Genomic DNA, 22,372 nt, shown 5'->3' on the forward strand with positions numbered 1-22,372 from the left:
CGTGAGCACACACAGCGTCTTCAATCAGGCCCCGCCGCGCGTCGATATCGACGAGTACGGGGCGAACATCGCGCTGACCGAGGCGGTGCGGCTGCACGGCGCGGAGTGGGCGGACGAGGCGTTGCGGGGCATCGGTCGTCGCGTCGGGTCGGCGGGCTTCCAAGACGACGCCCGGCGGGCGAACCGGAACGAGCCCGTGCTGCGCACGCACGACCGCTGGGGCGAGCGCATCGACGAGGTCGAGTACGACCCCGCCTATCACCGGGTCATCGGCGCAGCCGTCGCCGACGGGGCGCACACCGCCGCATTCGCGGACCCCCGTCCGGGGGCCGGCGCCGCTCGCGCCGCCACGTTCATGCTCTACGCGCAGGTCGAGCCCGGTCATGCCTGTCCGGTGTCGATGACGCATTCGGCCGTTCCCGTGATCGCCGCGCATCCGCGCCTCGCGGAGGAGTGGATGCCCCGGCTGCTGTCGCGTTCGTACGAGCCCGGACTGCGCCTCGGAAAGCCCGGCGCCCTGTTCGGCATGGCCATGACCGAGAAGCAGGGCGGGTCCGATGTGCGGGCGAACACCACGTCCGCCGTGCCGCAGGGCGACGGGCGCTATGCGCTGACCGGCCACAAGTGGTTCTGCTCCGCACCGATGTCGGACGCCTTCCTGGTGCTCGCGCAGGCGCCGGGTGGGCTGTCGTGCTTCCTGCTGCCGCGGCTGCTCGACGACGGCACGCGCAATCGGCTCCGTTTCCAGAGACTCAAGGACAAGCTGGGCAACCGGTCGAACGCCTCGAGCGAGGTGGAGTACGAGCAGGCCGAGGCGACCCTCGTGGGGGAGGAGGGGCGCGGCGTGCGCACCATCATCGACATGGTCACCCGCACGCGGCTCGACTCGATGCTCGGCTCGCTGGCCGGCATGCGCCAGGGGGTCGCCGAGGCCGCATGGCATGTGCGGCATCGATCGGCGTTCGGGCGCACCCTCATCGATCAGCCCGCGATGACGGCCGTGATCGCCGACCTGCAGCTCGAGGTCGAGGCGGGGACGGCGGTCGCGATGCGGCTCGCCCGTGCGTACGACGATGACGCCTCGGCACAGGATCGGGCGTTCCGCCGGCTGGCGACGGCAGTCATGAAGTACTGGGTGTGCAAGCGCGCGCCCGGCCACGCCGCCGAGGCGCTCGAGTGCCTCGGGGGCAACGGCATCACGACGGACTGGCCCCTCGAGATGCGGTACCGCGAGCAGCCGGTGATGGCGATCTGGGAGGGCTCGGGCAACGTGATCGCGCTCGACGTGCTGCGGGCGCTCGCCCGAGAACCCGAATCGCTCGAGGCCTTCGACGCCGAGGTGTCGGCGGTGCGGGGTGTGGACTCCCGGTTCGACGCCCATCTGGACCGCACGAGGCGTCTGGTGGCAGAGGCGGCGGCGGATCCGATGCCGGACGCCTCGGCGCGCAGGCTCGTCGAGGCCCTCGCGCTGACCCTGTCGGCGGCACAGCTGCTGCGCGCGGCGCCCGCCGTGGTCGCCGACGGGTTCATCGCCGCCCGCATCGACGAGGGTTCCGGCCTGTTCGGTGCGCTGCCCCGAGGCGTGGACAGCGCCGCGATCGCCGCTCGCGCGTAGGTTCAGCGAATTCACAGAAAGCCCGCGCGGCTCCCGATATTCCGGTCGGCGCAGCGATAGCGTCAGTGCCGCAAGAGGGGTGCGTCGACCGGAGTGAGCGGCCAAACGAGCCTCCTCTCCCACGAATCCCCAAGACAAAGGGCTCTCTCATGACTGGTACGGCACGCAAGGCGCTCGCAGAAGCGATCGCCACCTTCCTCTTCGTCCTCGCGATCATCGCGGCGGTCAACAGCGGCAGCCCGCTGACCCCGCTCGCGATCGGCTTCACCCTGATGGTGCTCGTGTACTCGACGGGTCACATCTCGGGTGCACACCTGAACCCGGCCGTCTCGGTCGGTGTGTTCCTGCGCGGCGGCCTCAGCGTCGTCGACTTCATCGCCTACCTCATCGCCCAGTTCGTCGGTGGTGCCGTGGCCGCGCTCGTCGCGCTCGCCGTGTGGCCCGCCGGCGAGAAGGCCATGATCATCGAGGTCGGGCCGGCGTTCCTCGTCGAGGCCCTCTTCACGCTGATCCTGGTGTGGGTCGTGCTCAACACCGCCACGTCGAAGGACACCGCAGGCAACTCGTTCTACGGTCTCGCGATCGGTGCGACCGTCTTCGTCGGTGCGGCCACGGTCGGATCGATCTCGGGCGGCGGCTTCAACCCGGCCGTCGCGCTCGGCCTCTCGGTCAGCGGTCACTTCGCGTGGAGCTCGCTGTGGCTGTACATCGTCGCCCCGGTCGTCGGCGCCGTGATCGCCGCGATCCTGTTCCGCGTGCTCAACACGGACGACGCCAAGAAGATCGCCGCCGCGGAGTAACCCGCTGCGGGAACGAAGCGCCGCATCCTCGTCGGAGGGTGCGGCGCTTCTGCGTGCGGCGATCGTCGCCGGGTGCACATGTCGGGAGAACGCACGGAGGTCGACAAGAAGAGTGTCGAATCGTCCTGCATCCGTGAATCCGTCCGACGGGTGACCGAGTGTCGGGTCAGCCGGCCGGGACCGAGGCGACGGCGGTCGGACCCGTGCCCGACGACACCGCATCGCGCGACACTGCATCACGAGACAGTGCATCGCGCGACAGTGCATCACGAGACAGAGCGCTACGGGCACGGGCCGCCGCCACGACCATCACGACGAGCGCGATGCCGGTGAGGATCGCTCCCATCCAGATCGGCGAGGTGTAGCCGAGCCCTGCCGAGATGCCCATTCCGCCCGCCCACGCACCGAGCGCGTTGCCGATGTTGAAGGCGCCGATGTTGGCGCCGGAGGCGAGGGTGGGCGCTCCGCCGGCGTACTGCATGACGCGGCTCTGCAGCCCGGGGACCGTGCCGAACCCGAACCCGCCCATCAGGAACAGGGTGATGATCGTGGCGATGCCCGACGGTGCGGCGACCGAGAACAGGGCGAGCACCACCACGAGGGCGGCGATGAAGATGACCAGGGTGCGGTCGATCGCACGGTCGGCGAGTCGTCCGCCCAGCCAGTTGCCGAGCACGAGGCCGGCGCCGAAGAGCACGAGCAGCCACGGCACGGTCGAGGTCGCGAAGCCGCTCACCTCGGTGAGCGTGTAGGCGATGTAGGTGAAGGCTCCGAACATCCCGCCGAACGCGAGGATCGTGACGATGAGCGAGAACCACACCTGACCGGAGCGGAAGGCGGACAGCTCGCTGCGCAGGCTGACGTGTGCGGTCGGCCGCGGGAGACGGGGGACCAGCAGCGCGATGCCGACGAAGGCCAGCACGCCGATGCCGGAGATCGCCCAGAACGTCGAGCGCCAGCCCAGCTCCTGGCCGAGGAAGGTGCCGAACGGCACGCCGAAGACGTTCGCGGCGGTGAGGCCGGTGAACATGATGGCGATGGCGCCCGCCTTCTTCTCGGGGGCGACGAGGCCGGCCGCGACGACGGAGCCGATGCCGAAGAACGCGCCGTGGCAGAGGGCGGCGATGATGCGGCCGAGCATGGCGATGCCGTAGTCGTCGGCGAGTGCGGTGAGAACGTTCCCGATGATGAACAGCACGATGAGGCCGAGCAGCACGGGCTTCTTGGGCAGCCGGGTCGCCGCGGCGGTGAGCACGAGGGCACCGACCACGACGGCCAGCGCGTAGCCGGAGATGAGCCAGCCGGCGGCGGACTCGGTGACGCCGAAGTCGTGGGCGACCTCGGGCAGCAGGCCCATGATGACGAACTCGGTGAGTCCGATGCCGAACGCCCCGATGGCGAGGGCGATCAGTCCTAGAGGCATGACGATTCTCCTGGTACATTGGTGAGGATACTTGCAGACGCGGCATATTGCGCATCGAAGGACAATGATTGCACACGCAAGTATCCAGCGCAAGCAACTATCTCGGAGGATGGCCATGGGTATCGGTGACGACGCGGTGGAGGTGCGCGCGCAGGGGTGGCGGACGCTCGCCGCCCTGCACGGCCTGATCGAGTCGGCCCTCGAGCGCAGCCTGGCCGACGCCGCCTCGCTCTCGGTGGTCGAGTACACGGTGCTGGATGCGCTCGACCGTCAAGACGGATGGCATATGCGCATGCAGCAGCTCGCCCGAGCCGCGGCCCTGAGTCCCAGCGCCACGACACGCCTGGTCAACCGCCTGGAAGACCGCGGACTCCTCACCCGGATCCTCTGCGCCGACGATCGTCGGGGCATCTACACCGAGCTCACCCCCGCAGGGCGTGAGCTCTACGAGCGGGCTCGACCCATCCACGACGCCGCCCTCGCGCAGGTGCTCGAAGACGCCGCGGCGCAGCCGGAACTCGCCCCCGTCGTCGACGCGCTGCACGGCGTCGCGCTGCCGGCGCTCGCCGCGGGCTGATCGAGACGCATGCACGGCTCCGCTGCGCCCTCCTCCCGCACCCTCCTCGTCGGCTCCGGCAAGATCGCCGCGCGCCTGGCGCCACAGTTCCTCGAAAACGGCGAGGTGTACGCGCTGCGTCGAAGCGACAGTCCTCCTCCTGCGGGTGCGATCGGGATCCGCGCCGACCTGGCGGCGCCGCTCGCCGCGCGGCTTCCCGCGGTCGACCGCATGCTCGTCACGCTTCCACCCGGTGACACCCCCGCCGCCTATCGCACCGCGCTGACGCATCTCGCCGCCGCCCTGCCGGCGATGCCCGCGCGCACGGTGTTCGTGTCGTCGACCGGGGTCTTCGACGGTTCGGGGTCGGCGCGGCCGATCACCGAGCGGGACCAGCCCGAGCCCACGAGCATGCGCTCGCGAGGGCTTCTCGACGGGGAGAGGGCAGCGGTCGAGATCTTCGACGCGACGATCGTGCGGCCGGCGGGAATCTACGGACCCGGACGCGAGTACCTTCTGCGCACGGTGCGCGCGGGGGTGGCGGTGGAACACGCGCGACGCACCAACCGCATCCACGAGACCGACCTCGTCCGCACGCTCGAGATGCTGCTGCGGATGCCGGAGCCGCCACGACTCCTGCACGCCGTGGACGAGAGCCCTGCTCCGCTCGGCGACGTCGTCACGTTCATCGCACGCGAGCTGGGGGTCGAGGTGCCGCCGGATATCGCCTCGGCGGAACCGGGCGGGTTCGTCTATGACGGCACCCTCCTGCGGTCCATGCTCGGCCGCCTCGACTACCCCACCTATCGAGAGGGTTACGTCGCGATGATCGCCGGCTCGGCCGCGTAGCCTGGGGCCATGACGATCACAGCCGCACGCACCGCCATCGACGTCGTCGACTGGCGGCGTCGGGTCTTCGCCCTGTACGACGCCGTTCGGATCGCCGACTCCCCGGAAGAAGCGCACGAGCTCTGGCGGATCGAGCGGGACGATCTGATGCTCCGCCATCCCGCCACCCCGCTGCTGTCGGAGGATCGGGCGCTGTTCGAAGGACTCCCGATCGCCTCGTACGATCCGCAGTGGCGATTCGAACTGCCTGTCCTCGCCGCCGATGAGGGAGGCTTCGAGTTCGCGACCGGCACCGACGGCATCGTTCCGTTCGAGCGCGTCGGTCGGGTCGAGATCCCCGACGCCGGGTCGCTCGACGTCTGGCGGCTGAAGTCCTACGGCGGCGGTCTCTTCATCCCGCTGCGCGACGCGCTCGCCGGTCGTCCCGGCGGAACCTACGGAGGCGGGCGCTACCTGATCGACACGATCAAGGGTGCCGACCTGGGGTCGGATGCGGACGGCGGCACGATCGTGCTCGACTTCAACTTCGCCTACAACCCTTCGTGCGCGTACGACCCGGCGTGGGCCTGCCCGCTCGCGCAGCCGGGCAACGTGCTCCCGGTGCCGGTCCCGGTGGGCGAGATGTACGGAACTCCGTCCTCCTGAACGTCCCTTTCCGCAGGCCGCTGCGCGGGATCCGCACTTCTTTGTGACGTTTCGGCCCTTCCGCACGTCCTATCTCCGAGCGAGCGTTTCGCTCCCGGCGGGAGTCTCATACGGGACCCGCGACCGGTCTTCAGATCGAGATGGGACACCTCATGGCAAACCAGGACCAGACCACCCCCGCTCCGGCAGAGAAGGAGCTCGCCCAGGCCGCACCGAAGGCCGCCACCGGCGCATCGCGCGTCGACCGGTCGAGCGGATTCTCCGCATCGCGCGTCCCCACGGACGCCAATGCCGCGGGCAAGACCACCATCGCCGACGGCGTGGTCGCCAAGGTCGCCGGCATCGCCGCACGTGAGGTCGCCGGCGTCTACGCGCTCGGCGGCGGCGGCGCACGTGCCTTCGGTGCGATCCGCGACGTGATCAACGCCACCGACCTCGCCCAGGGCGTCAAGGTCGAGGTGGGCGACACGCAGGCCGCCGCCGACCTGACCATCGTGGTCGAATACCCGGCGCCGATCCAGGACGTCGCGAACAACGTCCGTGCCGCTGTCGCGGGCGCGATCAGCCGCCTGGTCGGCCTCGAGGTCGTCGAGGTCAACGTCGAGGTCAACGACGTGCACGTCCCCGGCGACGACAGCGACGAGAGCGAAGAGTCGCGAGTCTCATGAGTGCCACAACGGTCGGTGCCCTGATCGGCGCTCTCCTCGCTCTCGCCGCTCTGCTGTTCGGCTTCTGGGGATTCCTCCTCATGGCCGTCTTCGCGGGCATCGGCGCGCTCGTGGGTCGGATCGCGTCCGGGAAGCTCGACGTCCGCGGTCTCGCAGACGTCTTCACCGGGCGGCGCACCTCCTGATGCGCGCCGACCAGCACATCGCCGGCGGCGCTCCCTCGGGAGCCGCCGCCGGCGGGGCCGCCGTCCGCGGACGCGTCGAGGTGAAGGATCGCGTCTACCGCACCATCACCGAGAAGGCGTCTGCGACGTTGATCGGGGTGCCTCGCAGCGACGTGAAGGTCGATGTCGCCGAGCACCCGCGGGGGATCAGCGTGCGGATCGCCGCGCCTCTTCCCGTTCCCCGCCTGGACGACACGGCCGCGATCGCGCAGACCGTGCCCGTCCTCGAACGTGCGCGGGATCTGCAGGAGCAGCTGCAGCAGAGCCTGAGCACGATCCTCGGACGCAACGTCATCCGCATCAATCTCACCGTCACCGGTGCCACCATCCCGGAAAGGAGACGAGTGCAATGAGCACCCCGGTTCTGCGCCGTGTCATCCGACGCGAAACGCACTCGCCGCGCACCGTCGCGATGTTCGTCGCGGTCATCCTGCTCATCCTCGCCCTCGCGTACATCGGGCTCGAGATCGTGCTGAGCCTCGCCGCGCAGCCCGCACTCCTGGTCGGTCCCGCCGCGGCGGGAGGCTGGCTCATCGGGCTGCCCACCGCACAGCCCGCCGGGCTCGTGATCGCCGGCAGTGTGGTGCTCGCCCTCATCGGGCTGACCTTCGTGGTGCTGGCCATCACGCCGGGGCGACTGTCCAAGCACGTGCTGGATGCCGGCGGACGCGCGGTGGTCGTCGACAACGGCGTGATCGCCAGCGCGTTGGCTCAGCACCTCGCGGAGGAGACGGGTCTCACCCGCGACAGCATCACCGTCGGTGTCGGACACCGCACCGTCGACGTGACCGTGCGCCCGGGAATCGGCGTGCCTCTCGACGCATCCGACGTGCGGGCAGCCGCCGAGGCGGAGCTGCAGTCGTATCGGCTGACCGACAGGGTTCGCACGCGGGTGCGCATCGAGCGCCCCACCGAGAAGGAAGACGAGCTGTGAACAACACCAACCGTGCGTTGAATCGCACCCTGCTCCTGATCATCGGGCTGCTGTTCCTCGCGCTCGGCGCCCTCGGCATCGCCATCATGAGCTGGCCGACGCTGTCCGACATCTGGACAGCAGGCGGCAGGGATGCGCGGTCCTGGCTGGACCAGGCGATCGCCGCGACCGCCATCGCGGGAGGAGCACTGTCGTGGATCGGCATCGGCGCGGTCGTCGCGATCGTGGTCGTGATCGTGCTGCTGATCCTCGCGCTCACGAGCATCGCCGGACGGCGTTCGAAGACCGTGCTCCGCTCGACGGGAGCGCAGAACCCGCTGGGGCGTGTGACGGTCAACGAGTCGTTCGTCTCGGACGCGGTGAAGAACTCCCTCACGACGCGCGACGAGGTCCTCTCGGCGCAGGTGACGGCCAACGATGTGCGTCGCAGCCCGGTGCTGCACGTCTCCGTGACGCCGCGTCAGAACACCGACCCGCGGGAGCTCGTCGACCATGTCGACCGTCTGCTCGCCAACCTCGCTGTCCTCACCGGACGCGACACCGCGACGTTCGTCTCGATCCACACGAGCCTCCGGGCCCGGCTCGCGCACGACCAGCGCCGTCTCTCCTGAGAAAGCAGGCATCATGCGCAACAAGATCCTCCTCATCGTCGGCGTCGCCTTCGTCGCCTACATCTTCGGCAGTCGCGCGGCGACGGTGCAGATCGACAAGGGCGAGTCGGTCCGGCACCAGCTGGTGCGGCTGTGGAACAACCCCCGGGCGCGGAAGCGGCGCAAGAAGGCCGCCGAGAAGGCGTCGAAGAAGGCACGCAAGGCCCTCCGCCGCTGACGTGCGGCTGGTCGGCGTCGGTCAGACCGGGCGGGCCGTCGAATCCCGCACGACGAGCTCCGGCTGGAACACCACCCGCTCGCGATCGGACCGCCCGCCGGCCTCTCGCAGCATCAGATCGACGGCCGTGTATCCGATGAGTTCCGCGGGCTGACGGATCGACGAGAGCGGGACGACGGCCGCGGCGGCGAAGTCGATGTCGTCGTAGCCGATGAGCGCGATCTCGTCCGGCACCCGGATGCTGCCCCGCATCATGAGCGCCTGCAGGACCCCCATGGCGAGCAGGTCGTTCGCAGCGAAGATGGCGTCGGGCCGGTCCTCCGGAGCCCGCGCGCTGAGGGTCTCTCCGGCGGCGCGGCCGGCGAGCACGCTCAGCGAGTCGGTCAGGATGACCTCGAGGGAGACCTCCGCCTCGTTCGCCGCCTTGCTGGCACCCTCGAGACGGTCGACCACCTGGCGGATGCCCATCGGCCCGCCGACGAAAGCGATGCGGCGCCGCCCCTGGGCAGCGAGGTGCTGCACGGCGAGGTAGCCGCCGCCCACGTCGTCGACCGAGACCGAGGAGAAGCTCTCATCGGCGACCTCACGGTCGACGAGCACCACGGTCGTCCCGCGGTCGCGGAGACGGCGGAGACGCGGGAGGTCGTCGGCGAGGGGGGAGATGAGCAGCCCGGCGATGCGCTGCTCCTCGAACAGGTCGATGTAGGCGCGTTCGCGTTCGACCTTCTCGTCGCTGTTGCCGAGGGTCACCGTCATCCGGGCCTCGGCGGCGCGTTCCTCCGCGCCGCGGGCGATATCGGTGAAGAACGGGTTGCGCACATCGAGCACCACGAGGCCGATCGAGCGGCTCTGGCCGGCCCGGAGCTGCCGGGCCGCATCGTTGCGCACGAACCCGAGCTTCTCGATGGCGGCCGTGACACGTTCCACCGTGGCGGGAGAGACCTTGTCCGGATGGTTCAGGACGTTCGAGACGGTCCCGACAGACACGGATGCGGCGAGAGCGACATCTCGAACACTGACGACCACGACGTATTCCTTTCCGCGGGATCCGCGAAACCTCTCCCTGAAACGTACCACTGCTCATTCCGTGACTTGACAGCAGCCCACCCAGGGTCGTAATTTACAGGTGCTCCACTCTTTAAAACGATTCAATCCGCAGGGATGATCCTGCAGTTTAGGTCCGATCAATGACGATTCCCTCTGGGGCTCCCGGTGCTCCACCGGCGCTCGAGCTCCGCGACATCCGAAAGTCGTTCGGTGCGGTGGTCGCTCTCCGTTCCGGGACGCTGTCGGTCGACGGCGGTTCCATCCACGCTCTGGTCGGCGAGAACGGGGCGGGCAAGTCGACCCTCGTGAAGATCGTCGCCGGACTGTACCAGCGCGACGAAGGGATTTTCCGGTTCCACGGCGAAGACGTGGACTTCACCTCGACCGCACAGTCCAAGAGCGCAGGCGTCGCCGTGATCTACCAGGAGCCGACGCTCTTCCCCGACCTCTCGGTCACCGAGAACATCTTCATGGGCCGCCAGCCCACGGGGCGCTTCGGACGGATCGATCGCAAGGCCATGCGGCACGAGGTCGAGCGCCTGTTCACCCGGCTCGGCGTGACCATCGACCCCGACCGTCCGGCGGAGGGCCTCTCGATCGCCGATCAGCAGGTCATCGAGATCGCGAAGGCCGTCTCGCTCGACGCGAGCCTTCTCGTCATGGACGAGCCCACCGCCGCGCTGTCCGGCGTCGAGGTCGAGCGCCTGTTCACGATCGCCCGCAGCCTCCGCGACGAGGGCCGCGCGCTCATCTTCATCTCGCACCGCTTCGACGAGGTCTTCGCCCTCTGCGACACGGTGACGGTCATGCGCGACGGCGCCTACATCGCCACCAGTGCGATCGCCGACACCTCGGTCGAGGAGATCGTGCACCAGATGGTCGGTCGAGAGGTGACCGAACTGTTCCCCAAGCAGGAGACCACGGTCGGCGCTCCGCTGCTCGAGGTGGAGAACCTCACCAGCCCCGGTGTCTTCCACGACATCTCGTTCACCGTGCGCGCGGGCGAGATCGTGGGCCTCGCCGGTCTCGTCGGAGCCGGCCGCAGCGAAGTCGCGCGTGCCGTGTTCGGGGTCGACCCCTATCGCGAGGGCGCCGTCACGATGCAGGGCGCGCGCATCCCGCGCAACCGCCCCACCGATGCCATGCGGGCCGGTCTCGCGCTCGTTCCCGAAGACCGCCGCAAGCAGGGACTCGTGATCGAATCGGGCGTCGGCGGCAACATCACCCTCTCGATCCGCCGCCAGCTCGCGAAGCTGGGCTTCCTCACCACCGGGATCGAGAACCGCGCCGCCCGGGAATGGGCCACCCGGCTCGAGGTCAAGACGCACGCCCTCGACACGGTCGCCGCGACGCTCTCCGGCGGCAACCAGCAGAAGGTCGTCCTCGCCAAGTGGCTCGCCACGCAGCCGAAGGTCCTCATCATCGACGAGCCGACCCGAGGCATCGACGTCGGCACCAAGTCCGAGGTGCACCGCCTGCTCTCCGAGCTCGCCGGGCAGGGCATGGGAATCCTCATGATCTCGTCCGAACTGCCGGAGGTGCTCGGCATGGCCGACCGCGTCCTCGTCATGCGCGAGGGGCGGATCACCGCAGAGATCGCCCGCTCGGAGGCCACTTCCGAGAACGTCATGTACGCCGCGACGCACGCATCGGAGCTCTCCTCGTGACCACCGCCATCCCCGTCTCCTCGATGACGAAGAGGTTCGCAGCCCTCGGCAGGGCGCGAGAGTTCGGCATCCTCCTCGCCCTGGCGCTCGTGATCATCGCCGCCACGACGAACAACTCCAACTTCCTGTTCAGCCCCGACGGCTGGCGCGACCTGCTCCTCACGCCGTCGATCCTCGTGCTCGTCGCCGTCGGACAGGCCATCGTCCTCATCACCCGCAACGTCGACCTCTCGGTCGGCTCGGTCATGGGGCTCACCGCCTACCTCACCGGTCGCCTGTTCATCGACGTCCCCGGCATCCCGATCATGATCGTGGTGGTGGCCGCCGTCGTGTTCGGAGCCCTCCTCGGACTCATCAACGGGGCGCTGGTCGCCTTCGCCAAAGTGCCCGCCATGGTGATCACCCTCGGCACGCTCTACGCCTACCGCGGCATCAACGTGCTGTGGACCGGCAGCGACCGGGTGAACGCCTCCGACATGCCGAAGGACTTCCTCGCCCTCGGCACCGGGCAGCTCATCGGCATCCCGATCCTCACGATCGTCGCACTCATCGTGCTCGCCGCAGCCGCCTGGTACATGAAGAACACCCGTGGCGGCCGCGAGTACTACGCGATCGGATCCGATCCCACGGCCGCGGAGCTCTACGGCCTCCGCGTCACGCGCCGCGTGCTGACCGCCTTCGTCGTCTCCGGTGCGCTCGCCGGTCTCGCCGGGGTGTTCTACGCCGCCCGCTACGGCACCATCAACTCGCAGGCCAGAGCCGGGTGGGAGCTCGACGCGGTGGGCGCGGCCGTGATCGGCGGCGTCGCGATCACCGGCGGCATCGGCTCGGTCTGGGGGGCGGCGATCGGTGCGGTGCTGCTGCTCACGATCAACCGGGCCCTTCCCATCCTCGGCATCCCCGACTTCTGGCAGCGCGCCGTCGTCGGCCTCCTGATCATCGGCGCGATCGTGCTCGACCGTGTCCTCGCCGTCCGCCAGAAACGACGGCTCATCGAAGCGAGGGACAAGTCATGACCGCCGCGACCGCGACCGCGACCACCCGGGTGATCCGCGACTTCGACAAGCCGCTCTGGCGGCGTGTGCTCCTCACGAGGGAGATGGCGATCGTCGCCCTGCTCGTCCTCGTCGTCATCGCCTCCGCGAGCACGGTGCGCGGCTTCGGTCAGCCGATCACGCTCACCTACCTGCTCCTCGACATCGCCCCGATCCTCCTGATCGCCCTGCCGATGACGCTCGTCATGATCACCGGCGAGATCGACCTGTCGGTCGGCAGCATGGTGGGGCTCTCCAGCGTCGTCACCGGAGCGCTCGTGCAGGGCGGGATCCCCTTCGAGGTCGCCGCGCTCGCCGCGCTGCTCGTCGGTCTGGTCGGCGGTGCCTTCAACGGGTTCCTCGTGACCGTCGTCGGCCTGCCCTCGCTCGCGGTGACCATCGGAACCCTCGCGCTGTTCCGCGGCCTCGCGGTCGGCCTGCTCGGCACCGCGGCGGTCACGGAGTTCCCCGAGTTCTGGACCGACCTCGCCAAGGCGAAGCTCGCCGGCACGACGATCCCCGTGGTCATGATCCCCTTCCTGCTCCTGCTGGTGGGCTTCATCCTCCTGCTGCACTACACCCCGTTCGGGCGTGGTGTGTACGCGATCGGACTGTCGAAGGACGCCGCCAGGTTCTCGGGCGTGCACGTGGAGCGGACGAAGTTCATCCTCTTCGTGCTCTCCGGAGTGGTCGCCGCGTTCGCCGGGGTGTTCTACACGCTCCGCTACGGCAGCGCGCGAGGTGACAACGCCACCGGCCTCGAGCTGCAGGTGATCGCCGCTGTCGTCCTCGGCGGGGTCTCGGTGTTCGGCGGGCGGGGAAAGCTCTACGGCGTCGTCGCCGCGGCCCTGCTCATCGGCTCACTCGCCAGCGCGCTGCGACTGATGAACGTGACCTCCGACGTGATCAACATCATCACCGGCGCCCTGCTGATCGTCTCGGTGGTCGCCGCCAGCTTCCTCGCCTGGCTGCAGAAGGCTCGGCGCAGACCAGGACGTTCGACCACCGGCGCCGCACCCACAGCTTCATGACGCCGACGCCGCAATAGCGGCACCCCTCACGAAAGGAACAGAACAATGATGTTTGCACGCAAGCGTGTGACCGCGTTCGCCGCCATCGCGGTGGCCGCAGCGGTCGCCCTGTCCGGATGCGCGAGCACCGGCAGCGGAGACGGCGGCGACGGCGGCGGAGACGGCAACCTCGCCATCACCTTCCTACCCAAGAACCTCGGAAACCCCTACTTCGACACGTCGAGCAAGGGCGGCAAGGCGGCCGTCGAGGAGTTCGGCGGCACGTTCGCCGAGGTCGGGCCGGCCGAAGCCACCCCCGATGCGCAGGTCAGCTACATCAACACGGCCACGCAGCAGGGCGTCGGAGCACTCGTCGTCTCGGCGAACGATCCGAAGGCGATCTGCGACGCGCTGAACGAAGCGCGCGACGCCGGCGTGAAGGTCGTCACCTTCGACTCCGACACCAACCCGGAATGCCGCGACGTCTTCATCAACCAGGCGGACTCCGAGGGCATCGCGAAGGTGCAGGTCGACCAGATCGCCGAGCAGATCGGCGGCGCCGGAGAGATCGCCATCCTCTCGGCCTCGGCCAACGCGACCAACCAGAACGCCTGGATCGACCTGATGAAGGAATACCTCGCCAGCGATTACCCCGACATCACGCTCGTCGAGACCGTCTACGGCGACGACGACGACCAGACGTCGTTCGACAAGACCGCGGCCCTGCTGCAGACCCACCCTGACCTCAAGGGCATCATCTCGCCCACGACGGTCGGCATCGCGGCAGCCGCCCGCTACCTGTCGACCTCGGACTACAAGGGCAAGGTCGCGCTCACCGGGCTCGGCACCCCGAACCAGATGCGGGAATACGTCGAGGACGGCACCGTCACGTCGTTCGCGCTGTGGAACCCGGAAGACCTCGGCTACCTCGCGGCCTTCGCGGCGCAGGCGCTCATCGAGGGCGACATCACGGGCAAGAAGGGCGACACCTTCACCGCCGGTGACCTCGGCGAGTACACGGTCGGAGACGACGGCGTCGTGCTGCTCGGCGACCCGTTCGTGTTCAACGCCGACAACATCGGCGAGTTCGACTTCTGATGGACACCGGGCGCCCGGCCGGCACAGTGGTCGGCCGGGCGCTCGCAGAAAGGCCCTCATGACCCGCGTATGCGTCAAGCTCCAGGTGCGACCGGAGCTCCTGGACGAGTACCGCGAGCGTCACGCGCCCGTGTGGCCGGAGATGCTCGCCGAGATCGCGGCGGCCGGACGCCGCAACTACTCGCTGTTCCTCGCTCCCGACGGTGAGCTCATCGGCTACTACGAGACCGATGACGACGCCGCGGCCCAGGCGTATCTCGCCGCGTCGCCCGTCGCCGCGCGCTGGGAGGCCGAGATGAGTCGCTTCTTCGTCGGCCTCGACGGCCGACCGGACCAGGCCGCCCCCACACTTCCCGAGGTGTTCCACCTCGAAGACCAGCTCTCCTCCTCCGGTCTCCAGAACGAAAGCAGTGCATCGTGAGCATCCTCACCCCCTCGAACCTCGCCATCCTCGAGAAGCAGGGCATCGAGCTCCCCAGCTGGGCCTTCGGCAACTCCGGCACGCGTTTCAAGGTGTTCGGCACCCCCGGCACCCCGCGGGATCCGTGGGAGAAGATCGCCGACGCCGCCCAGGTCAACCGCTACACGGCACTCGCTCCCGCGGTGGCGCTGCACATCCCGTGGGACGTGGTGGACTCGTACTCCGATCTGCGCACGCACGCCGAGGATCACGGAGTCACCCTCGGCACGGTCAACTCCAACACGTTCCAGGACGACGACTACAAGTTCGGCGCCCTCACGCACGAGGACGCCGCGATCCGGCGGAAGGCGATCGACCACCACCTGGCCTGCATCGACGTGATGGATGCGACCGGCAGCCGCGACCTCAAGATCTGGCTGGCCGAGGGGTCGAACTATCCCGGCCAGGCCGACATGCGCGGGCGCCAGGACCGCCTGCAGGATTCGCTGCAGAAGATCTACGACCGCCTCGGCGACGACCAGCGCCTCGTGCTCGAGTACAAGTTCTTCGAGCCGGCGTTCTATCACACCGACGTCCCGGACTGGGGCACCTCGTACGCGCAGGTCAGCGCGCTCGGCGACAAGGCGATGGTGTGCCTCGACACGGGCCACCACGCCCCGGGCACGAACATCGAGTTCATCGTGATGCAGCTGCTGCGCCTCGGCAAGCTCGGCTCGTTCGACTTCAACTCGCGCTTCTACGCCGACGACGACCTGATCGTGGGCGCGGCCGACCCGTTCCAGCTGTTCCGCATCCTGTTCGAGGTGATCCGCGGGGGCGGCCTGAACAACCCCGACGTGGCGTTCATGCTCGACCAGTGCCACAACGTCGAGGACAAGATCCCCGGCCAGATCCGCTCGGTGCTCAACGTGCAGGAGATGACGGCGCGTGCGCTGCTCGTCGACCGTGACGCGCTCGCCGCTGCCCAGAGGTCGGGCGACGTGCTCGCCGCGAACGCCCTCTTCATGGATGCCTTCTACACCGACGTGCGGCCCGCCCTGGCCGAATGGCGGGAGTCGCGCGGTCTCGCCGCCGATCCGATGGCTGCCTATCTCGCCTCCGGCTACCAGGAGCGGATCGCCGCCGAGCGGGTGGGCGGAGTGCAGGCCGGCTGGGGCGCCTGACCGCAGGTCCTCTGCAGAGCAGTACGCCGCCCGGCTCAGACATGGGCGGCGTACTGCTCTCGGATGATCGGACGGTGGTCGACCGCGAACGACCGCGCCTCGCCGTCTGCCCAGGACGGGCGCTCGTCCGTGAGGGCCCAGGCCGCCTGCACCGCCGCCCCTCGGGCGACGGCCTCGTCGATGCCCGGCACCACGATCGGCACATCGAACACCTGAGCCGCGATCTGCGAGACGGCGGGATTGCGCGCGGCCCCACCGATGAGCAGGATGCGGGTGGCCGGCACGCCCCACCGACGGATCGCGTCGAGGCCGTCGGCCAGACCGCACAGAAGACCCTCCACCGCAGCGCGCGCCAGCGTCTCGCGTCGTGTCGAGGCGAGCGACATGCCGAACAGCGTGGCGGTGGCATCCGGGCGGTTCGGGGTGCGCTCCCCTTCGAAGTAGGGCTGCAGGACCAGGCCGTCCGCTCCGGGTTCGGCGGCCAGCGCCAGGAGGGCGAGTGCGTCGTGATCGACGCCGAGCAGCCCGGCGACCGTATCGAGCACGCGGGCCGCGTTGAGGGTCGCGACGAGCGGGAGATGATTCCCGCTTCCGTCGGCGAAGCCGGCGACCGTTCCGGTGGGGTCGGCGAGGGGCCGATCCGCGACCGCGAAGACCGTGCCGCTCGTGCCGATCGAGATCATCGCGTCGCCCGGTCGGGCACCGAGTCCCAGCGCACCACCGGCGTTGTCGCCCAGACCGGCTCCGACCGCGGTGCCTCCGGGCATGACGCCCATCCGCTCGGCGGGCCCGAGGACGCGGGGGAGGATCGGGACGCGACCGAACGCACGCTCGAGCAGGTCGAGGTCGTAGGCGCCTGTGGAGGCGCTCCAGTACGCAGTGCCGCTCGCGTCGGAGCGGTCGGTGGCGAGGGCGTCGAGGGCGGGACCGAGCGCGGACGCACCGACGGGCCCATACCCGCGCAGTCGCCAGGAGAGCCAGTCGTGGGGCAGGGCGACCGCAGCGACTCTGGCTGCGTTCGCGGGCTCGTGATCACGCAGCCACCGCAGCTTGGCTCCGGTGAACGACGCCACCGGCACGACTCCGACCCGACGCGCATACTCGTGCGCGCCGACCTCCGCCACGAGCGCCGCCGCGGCGTCCGCACTGCGCACGTCGTTCCAGAGCAGCGCGTCGCGGACGACGTGCCCCTGTGCGTCGAGTGCCACGAGCCCATGCTGCTGCGCGGCGATCGAGATCGCGGCCACGTCGTCCAGACCGCCGGCATCGACGATCGCGTGCTGCAGGGCCGACCACCATGCCTCGGGAGCGACCTCCGTGCCGGGCGGATGCGATGCCCGTCCGGTGCGCACCACCTCCCCGGTCGCGAGTTCGTGCACGGTCACCTTGCAACTCTGCGTGGACGAATCCACGCCGGCGACGTACGTCGACGGCATCTGCCTCTCCCTCATCCGTGAACGACCCGAGCCGCGAAGACGCCGAAGCATCCTCGCGGCTCGGGTGCGGCCGTCACTCCGACTGGCCGGTGAGACCCTCGTAAGCGATGTTGCCGCTCTTGAGGTTCTTGTTGGTCATCTCGCTGAGGTTCTTCAGGAACGCGTCGCGCTCGGTGACCACGTGGCCGATCGCCTCGTCGACGTTGTCCTTCGTGATCGCGGGCATCAGGTAGACCGGGTTCTCCTTGACGTCCTCTCCGCGCACGATGGCCGCGGCGTAGGCCACGCCGGCCGACAGCTCGACCGTGCCGTTCTGCAGCGAGGTGCCGATGAAGTCGCCGTTCTTCACGGCTTCGAGCCCGTCGGCGATGCCGTCGATGCCGACGATCGGCACATCCGTCATCCCGGCTTCCTTGAGCGCCTGCAAAGCGCCGAGCCCCATGTCATCGTTCTGCGCGATCACGCCGTCGATGTCGTCGCCGAAGGCCGAGATCCAGTTGCTGACCTTGTTGACGGCCTCGTCGCGCTTCCAGTTCGCGGTGTCCTTGGCGAGCACCTTCACGTCGGGGTTTTCGGCGAGCACGTTGTCGATGCCCTTGCCGCGGTTGATCTCGCCCGAGCCTCCGAGTGGACCCTGGAGGATGATGACGTTGCCCTTCCCGCCGAGGGCTTCCATCATCATCTGCGCTTCCTGCTCGCCCGCCGCCACGTCGTCGGGCTGCACCGAGCCGGTGAGGTCTTCGCTGTTGAGCGAGGCGTTGACGTCGAAGAAGGGGATGTCGGCAGCCTTCGCGGCGGCGATCTGCGGCTGCAGCGAGTCGGCTTGCACCGGGATGACCACGATCGCGTCGACACCGGCGGTGACGTACTGGTCGACCTGGCTCGCCTGGGTGTTGACGTCGAGCCCTGCGGAGTTCCACAGGATCTCGATGTTGTTCTCCTCGGCGTAGCGCTCGATGCCCTCCTTGCCCTCGGTGACGAACGACGACATGTCGTAGACGCTCACACCGATGGTGATGCGCTCCTGGCCGCTGTCGTCTCCGCTGCCGGCACTCGCGTTCGGGTCGCCCGCGCCGCATCCGGCGAGCATCAGCGCGGCGACGGAGGTGACGGCGAAAGCCGCGGCGATGCGGCTCTTCTTGGTGAACATGGGATTCCTCTCGTTGGATGGTGCGATGAAGCAGGGTTCTTCGTCGTGATCGGTCAGCGGCTTCGTCGTCGGGTCGCCCACACGTCCACGGCGACCGCCGCGACGATGAGCACCCCCTTGATGACCTTCTGCCAGTAGGCGGGCACGGTCAGGATGTCGAGGCCGTTGTTGAGGGTCTGGATGAGGAGCAGTCCGAGGGCGGTCCCCCAGATCGAGCCGCGGCCGCCGAGCAGGCTCGCGCCGCCGATCACGACCGCCGCGATCGCGTCGAGCTCGTAGCCGACGCCGAGGTTCGGAGCGCCGAGCGTGACACGGCTGGCGAGCATGACGCCCGAGATGCCGGCGAGCATGCCGGAGATGGCATACACGCTGAAGATGGTGCGGCCGACGTTGATGCCCGCGATGCCGGCGGCGATCGGGTTGCCGCCGATCGCGTAGACCCGCATACCCCAGGCGGTGCGGCGCATGATGATCGCGAGTCCCAGGATGCCGACGATCATCAGGATGACCGGCAGGGTGAGCCCGCCGAACTGGGCATTGGCGATGCGGGAGAAGTCGGCCGGCAGCCCGGTGATGGGGGCGCCGTTGCCCGCGACGTAGGCGACACCGGACGCGAGGGTGAGCATGCCGAGCGTCGCGATGAAGGGTGGCACCTTGATCACCGACACCACGAAGCCGTTGATGGCCCCGGCGATGAACCCCACCACGACTCCGGCGACGATCGCGAGCCAGATCTGATCCGGGAACGCCTTCGCGGTGAGGCTGCCGAACACGGCCGCTGCGGCGATCACGCTGCCGACCGAGAGGTCGATGCCACCGGTGAGGATCACGAGCGTCTGCCCGAGGGCGATCAGGGCGAACGGTGCCGCCGCGACCAGGATCGTCTGCAGGTTGTCGACCGTGCCGAAGCGCGCGCTGCGGTAAAGGAAGAAGGCGATGATGAGCACCATCACGATCACCATCGCGTAGCGGATCGCGAGGTCGCCGAACCAGGTCGGGCTGAAGCGCTTCACTTCCGACTCGGGCACGAAGGTCGGCGCGGCGGTGCGGGTGTCGGTCATTGGTCGTCCTTTGCGGAAGGTGCGTCGGAGATGTCGAGTCCGCTCGCGAGTCGGAAGATGCGGTCCTGCACGTCGGGTTGCTGGAGGGCGGTGCGGTCGAGCTCCGCCACCACGCCGCCGTCCTTGAGCACGAGAGCGCGGTGCGACAGGGCGAGGATCTCCGGCATGTCGCTCGACGCCATCACCACGGCCATGCCCGAGGCGGCGAGGTCGGTGATGATGCGGTAGATCTCGCTGCGGGCGCCGATGTCGACGCCGCGGGTGGGTTCGTCGAGCAGCAGCACCTTCACCTCGCCGGTGAGCCAGCGCGCGAGCACCACCTTCTGCTGGTTGCCGCCCGAGAGCGTCTCCATCAGCTGCCCGAGACCACGGCTGCGCAGGCGCACGGAGCTCATCACCTCGGAGACGGCGTCCACGCGGCTGCGGCCCTTGAGCCATCCGGCGACCGAGAACTGGTTCATGCGCGGCAGGGTCGCGTTGGCGAGGATGTCCATGCTGAGTACGGCTCCCGCGCCCTTGCGGTCCTCAGGGACCAAGGCCATGCCGGCGGTGATCGCGTCGGCGGGGCGTCCGCGACGCACGCGAGCGCCTCCGACGGCGATCTCACCCGCAGTCGCGGAGCGCACGCCGAACAGCGCCTCGATCAGCTCGGTGCGTCCGGCGCCGACGAGCCCCGCGAGCCCCACGATCTCACCGCGGCGCACCTGCAGGTCGACCGGCTGCGGGGCCGGTGTGTACTCGAGCCCGCGCACCGAGAGGGCGATGTCGTCGGAAGCCGGCGGCAGGTCGGGGAACAGGTCTTCGAGCTCGCGGCCGATCATCGCGGTCACGATGTCGTCGTCGCTGAGTTCTGAGAGCGGTGCATCCGCGACGAGGCCGCCGTCGCGGAGCACCACGACCCGGTCGGCGATCGCGCGGATCTCCTCCATCTTGTGCGTCGTGAAGAGGATCGCGACGCCGCGGTCGCGCAGCGTGCGCATGCTCTCGATCAGGCGGGCGACCTCGCGCTCGGCGATCGCGCTGGTCGGTTCGTCCAGCAGCAGCACCCGCGCGCCGGTGCTGGTCGCCTTGACGATCTCGACGATCTGCCGCAGTCCCACCGGCAGCGATCCCATCCGGGCTCCGGGATCGATGTCGACGCCGAACTCGGCGAGCATCTGCCGGGCCTCCCTGGCCATGCGGCGGCGGTCGACCAGCCCGAACCGGTTGCGCAGCTCCCGCCCCACGAAGATGTTCTCGTACACCGTGGTGTCGAGGATCGAGGCCAGTTCCTGCGGCACGATGGCGATGCCGCGCTGGTGGGCGTCGCGCGCGGATCCCGCGGTGAGCTCCTCGCCGCGCACGAGCACACGACCGGCATCGGCCTTCATCTGGCCGGAGGCGATCTTCATGAGCGTCGATTTGCCGGCACCGTTCTCGCCCGCGAGCGCCGTCACGGTGCCCGGCACGAGGTGCAGCCCCACGCCCTTGAGCACGGGCACTCCGCCGAACGCCTTGCGGATGTCGACGCACGCGAGCATGTCGGGCTGCTCGTCGAGGGTGATGTTCCCCGTGCGCTCGAGGTCGGTCATGATTCCCTCGCGTGCTCGCGGTCAGGACGCACGATGCTCTTCAGGGTCGAGGGGTGCGAGGCGGAATCGAGAGCCTCGCGCACCTCGGCGAGGCCGAACGACCCGGTGACCAGCGCATCGAGGTCGACGGCGCCGGACGCGACCAGCTCGATCGCCGTGGGCCAGGTGTTCGCGTAGCGGAAGATGCCGGTGACGATCAGCTCGCGGTTCTGGATCGTGGAGACGGGGAGGGCGATCTCGTCGGCACCCATGCCGACGAGCACGGCGATGCCGCCGGGCTTCAGTGCCGAGATGCCCTGCTTCACGGCGACGGGGGATCCCGAGGCGTCGACGAAGGCGTCGTATCCCGAGCCGAGCGGTCCGGCCGCCGGGTCGACGGCGGCGGTCGCGCCGAACCGGAGGGCGACCTCGCGACGCTCGGCCATCGGGTCGCTGATCACGATCTCGGTGGCACCGAATGCGCGTGCGGTCTGCGCGGTGACGATGCCGATGGGCCCCGCCCCGGTGATGAGCACGCGGCTCCCGGGTCGCACACCGGCCTTCTGCACGGCCGCGATGGCGACGGACAGCGGCTCCATGAGCGCTGCGGCGTCGTCGCTCACGGAATCGGGAACGGTGTAGGCGAAGTCGCCCTGGATCGCGACGTACTCCGCGAAGGCGCCGTCGATCGGCGGGGTGGCGTAGAACTCGATCCGTGGGCAGAGGTTGTAGCGCCCGCTGCGGCAGAACTCGCACACCCGGCAGGGGTGCTGCGGTTCGATCGAGACGCGCTCGCCGACGCGGGCGTCGTCGATGTCGGCCCCGACCGCGACGATCGTGCCGCCGGCTTCGTGGCCGAGGACGAGCGGCTCCTCCACGACGAAGTCGCCGATGCGCCCCTCGTGGAAGTAGTGGACGTCGGAGCCGCAGATGCCGACCGCGTTCACCCGCACGATCACCTGATCGGCGGACGGGATCGGCACGGGGCGGGTCTCCACCGTGAGCTCGCCGGCGCGCACCAGCACGCTCGCACGCATGGTCGTGGGCAGTTCAGTGCGCTTCATCGGGCTCCTCGTGGTGCGGGTGCAATCGTGGGGTCGTGATTGCTCGACCGACATTAGCCATGCTCGACGAATGAGACAACTGGCCGCTCATATGAGCGCAGAAGGAGAAATCGGGATATGCTGAACCGA

General features: G+C 69.2%; 24 protein-coding genes. 17 read left to right on the forward strand and 7 right to left on the reverse strand.

Annotation, left to right across the window (positions count from 1 at the left end; all coding sequences use genetic code 11):
• The first annotated feature begins 1 nt into the window (after position 1).
• A complete protein-coding gene (locus GLO27_RS12685) occupies positions 2-1,615 on the forward strand; it encodes an acyl-CoA dehydrogenase family protein (RefSeq protein ID WP_167255195.1) in 1,614 nt (537 codons plus the stop codon).
• A 149-nt stretch (positions 1,616-1,764) separates the two neighbouring features.
• The gene (locus tag GLO27_RS12690; RefSeq protein ID WP_029259393.1) at positions 1,765-2,415 is read left to right on the forward strand and encodes an aquaporin; all 651 of its coding nucleotides are present in this window, start codon (positions 1,765-1,767) and stop codon (positions 2,413-2,415) included.
• Between the two features lie 166 nt (positions 2,416-2,581).
• On the opposite strand, the gene GLO27_RS12695 is transcribed toward GLO27_RS12690, so the two are convergent.
• Complete coding sequence (locus GLO27_RS12695) at positions 2,582-3,838, reverse strand: MFS transporter (protein ID WP_167255197.1); 1,257 nt, start codon at positions 3,836-3,838, stop codon at positions 2,582-2,584.
• A gap of 115 nt (positions 3,839-3,953) precedes the next feature.
• Between GLO27_RS12695 and GLO27_RS12700 the strand changes: the two genes are divergently transcribed.
• The 9 genes from GLO27_RS12700 to GLO27_RS12740 all read left to right on the forward strand — a co-directional run bounded on the left by GLO27_RS12700 (position 3,954) and on the right by GLO27_RS12740 (position 8,542).
• Positions 3,954-4,415 carry a MarR family transcriptional regulator gene (locus GLO27_RS12700; RefSeq protein WP_167255199.1) on the forward strand — a complete coding sequence of 154 codons (462 nt, stop codon included), beginning with the start codon at positions 3,954-3,956 and terminating at the stop codon, positions 4,413-4,415.
• Between the two features lie 9 nt (positions 4,416-4,424).
• Entirely contained in the window at positions 4,425-5,243 is an 819-nt protein-coding gene (locus GLO27_RS12705) for a sugar nucleotide-binding protein (RefSeq protein WP_167255201.1), read from the forward strand.
• A 9-nt stretch (positions 5,244-5,252) separates the two neighbouring features.
• The gene (locus tag GLO27_RS12710; protein ID WP_021201631.1) at positions 5,253-5,888 is read left to right on the forward strand and encodes a DUF1684 domain-containing protein; all 636 of its coding nucleotides are present in this window, start codon (positions 5,253-5,255) and stop codon (positions 5,886-5,888) included.
• A gap of 152 nt (positions 5,889-6,040) precedes the next feature.
• Entirely contained in the window at positions 6,041-6,556 is a 516-nt protein-coding gene (locus GLO27_RS12715) for an Asp23/Gls24 family envelope stress response protein (protein WP_029264815.1), read from the forward strand.
• Entirely contained in the window at positions 6,553-6,741 is a 189-nt protein-coding gene (locus GLO27_RS12720; RefSeq protein ID WP_017829702.1) for a DUF2273 domain-containing protein, read from the forward strand. The genes GLO27_RS12715 and GLO27_RS12720 overlap by 4 nt, the downstream gene beginning before the upstream one ends.
• On the forward strand, positions 6,741-7,133 hold the full coding sequence (locus GLO27_RS12725; RefSeq protein WP_167255203.1) for a hypothetical protein: 393 nt from the start codon (positions 6,741-6,743) through the stop codon (positions 7,131-7,133). Before GLO27_RS12720 ends, GLO27_RS12725 begins: the two co-directional genes overlap by 1 nt.
• Entirely contained in the window at positions 7,130-7,714 is a 585-nt protein-coding gene (locus GLO27_RS12730) for a DUF6286 domain-containing protein (RefSeq protein ID WP_021201634.1), read from the forward strand. Before GLO27_RS12725 ends, GLO27_RS12730 begins: the two co-directional genes overlap by 4 nt.
• Positions 7,711-8,325, forward strand: coding sequence for a hypothetical protein (locus GLO27_RS12735; protein ID WP_029259388.1), 615 nt, complete (start codon positions 7,711-7,713; stop codon positions 8,323-8,325). Before GLO27_RS12730 ends, GLO27_RS12735 begins: the two co-directional genes overlap by 4 nt.
• 13 nt (positions 8,326-8,338) lie before the next feature.
• A complete protein-coding gene (locus tag GLO27_RS12740; RefSeq protein ID WP_167255205.1) occupies positions 8,339-8,542 on the forward strand; it encodes a hypothetical protein in 204 nt (67 codons plus the stop codon).
• A gap of 21 nt (positions 8,543-8,563) precedes the next feature.
• Here GLO27_RS12740 and GLO27_RS12745 read toward each other — a convergent pair whose 3' ends face one another.
• Positions 8,564-9,568 carry a LacI family DNA-binding transcriptional regulator gene (locus GLO27_RS12745; protein ID WP_021201637.1) on the reverse strand — a complete coding sequence of 335 codons (1,005 nt, stop codon included), beginning with the start codon at positions 9,566-9,568 and terminating at the stop codon, positions 8,564-8,566.
• Positions 9,569-9,729: 161 nt separating this feature from the next.
• On the opposite strand from GLO27_RS12745, the gene GLO27_RS12750 reads away from it, so the two are divergent.
• The 6 genes from GLO27_RS12750 to rhaI are packed head-to-tail and all read left to right on the forward strand — an operon-like array spanning position 9,730 to position 15,982.
• Positions 9,730-11,256 (forward strand): sugar ABC transporter ATP-binding protein, encoded by a 1,527-nt coding sequence (locus tag GLO27_RS12750; protein ID WP_021201638.1) that lies wholly within the window; start codon positions 9,730-9,732, stop codon positions 11,254-11,256.
• 23 nt (positions 11,257-11,279) lie between these two features.
• Entirely contained in the window at positions 11,280-12,272 is a 993-nt protein-coding gene (locus tag GLO27_RS12755) for an ABC transporter permease (RefSeq protein ID WP_167256165.1), read from the forward strand.
• Positions 12,269-13,321, forward strand: coding sequence for an ABC transporter permease (locus tag GLO27_RS12760; RefSeq protein ID WP_021201640.1), 1,053 nt, complete (start codon positions 12,269-12,271; stop codon positions 13,319-13,321). Before GLO27_RS12755 ends, GLO27_RS12760 begins: the two co-directional genes overlap by 4 nt.
• Positions 13,322-13,366: 45 nt before the next feature.
• Positions 13,367-14,398, forward strand: coding sequence for a rhamnose ABC transporter substrate-binding protein (rhaS, locus tag GLO27_RS12765; protein ID WP_021201641.1), 1,032 nt, complete (start codon positions 13,367-13,369; stop codon positions 14,396-14,398).
• Positions 14,399-14,456: 58 nt separating this feature from the next.
• Complete coding sequence (locus GLO27_RS12770) at positions 14,457-14,819, forward strand: L-rhamnose mutarotase (RefSeq protein WP_021201642.1); 363 nt, start codon at positions 14,457-14,459, stop codon at positions 14,817-14,819.
• The gene (rhaI, locus tag GLO27_RS12775; RefSeq protein WP_292776602.1) at positions 14,816-15,982 is read left to right on the forward strand and encodes an L-rhamnose isomerase; all 1,167 of its coding nucleotides are present in this window, start codon (positions 14,816-14,818) and stop codon (positions 15,980-15,982) included. The genes GLO27_RS12770 and rhaI overlap by 4 nt, the downstream gene beginning before the upstream one ends.
• Positions 15,983-16,017: 35 nt before the next feature.
• On the opposite strand, the gene xylB is transcribed toward rhaI, so the two are convergent.
• The 5 genes from xylB to GLO27_RS12800 all read right to left on the reverse strand — a co-directional run bounded on the left by xylB (position 16,018) and on the right by GLO27_RS12800 (position 22,243).
• Entirely contained in the window at positions 16,018-17,418 is a 1,401-nt protein-coding gene (xylB, locus tag GLO27_RS12780) for a xylulokinase (RefSeq protein WP_167255207.1), read from the reverse strand.
• A 73-nt stretch (positions 17,419-17,491) separates the two neighbouring features.
• Positions 17,492-18,568 carry a substrate-binding domain-containing protein gene (locus tag GLO27_RS12785; protein WP_167255209.1) on the reverse strand — a complete coding sequence of 359 codons (1,077 nt, stop codon included), beginning with the start codon at positions 18,566-18,568 and terminating at the stop codon, positions 17,492-17,494.
• A 53-nt stretch (positions 18,569-18,621) separates the two neighbouring features.
• Positions 18,622-19,629: an ABC transporter permease gene (locus GLO27_RS12790; RefSeq protein ID WP_021201646.1), complete on the reverse strand. Its 1,008-nt coding sequence runs from the start codon at positions 19,627-19,629 to the stop codon at positions 18,622-18,624.
• Positions 19,626-21,200 carry a sugar ABC transporter ATP-binding protein gene (locus GLO27_RS12795; RefSeq protein WP_167255211.1) on the reverse strand — a complete coding sequence of 525 codons (1,575 nt, stop codon included), beginning with the start codon at positions 21,198-21,200 and terminating at the stop codon, positions 19,626-19,628. Before GLO27_RS12795 ends, GLO27_RS12790 begins: the two co-directional genes overlap by 4 nt.
• Complete coding sequence (locus GLO27_RS12800) at positions 21,197-22,243, reverse strand: NAD(P)-dependent alcohol dehydrogenase (protein WP_021201648.1); 1,047 nt, start codon at positions 22,241-22,243, stop codon at positions 21,197-21,199. Before GLO27_RS12800 ends, GLO27_RS12795 begins: the two co-directional genes overlap by 4 nt.
• Between the last annotated feature and the right edge of the window lie 129 nt (positions 22,244-22,372).

The organism is Microbacterium sp. Be9, assembly GCF_011754135.1.
GTDB lineage: Bacteria > Actinomycetota > Actinomycetes > Actinomycetales > Microbacteriaceae > Microbacterium > Microbacterium maritypicum_A.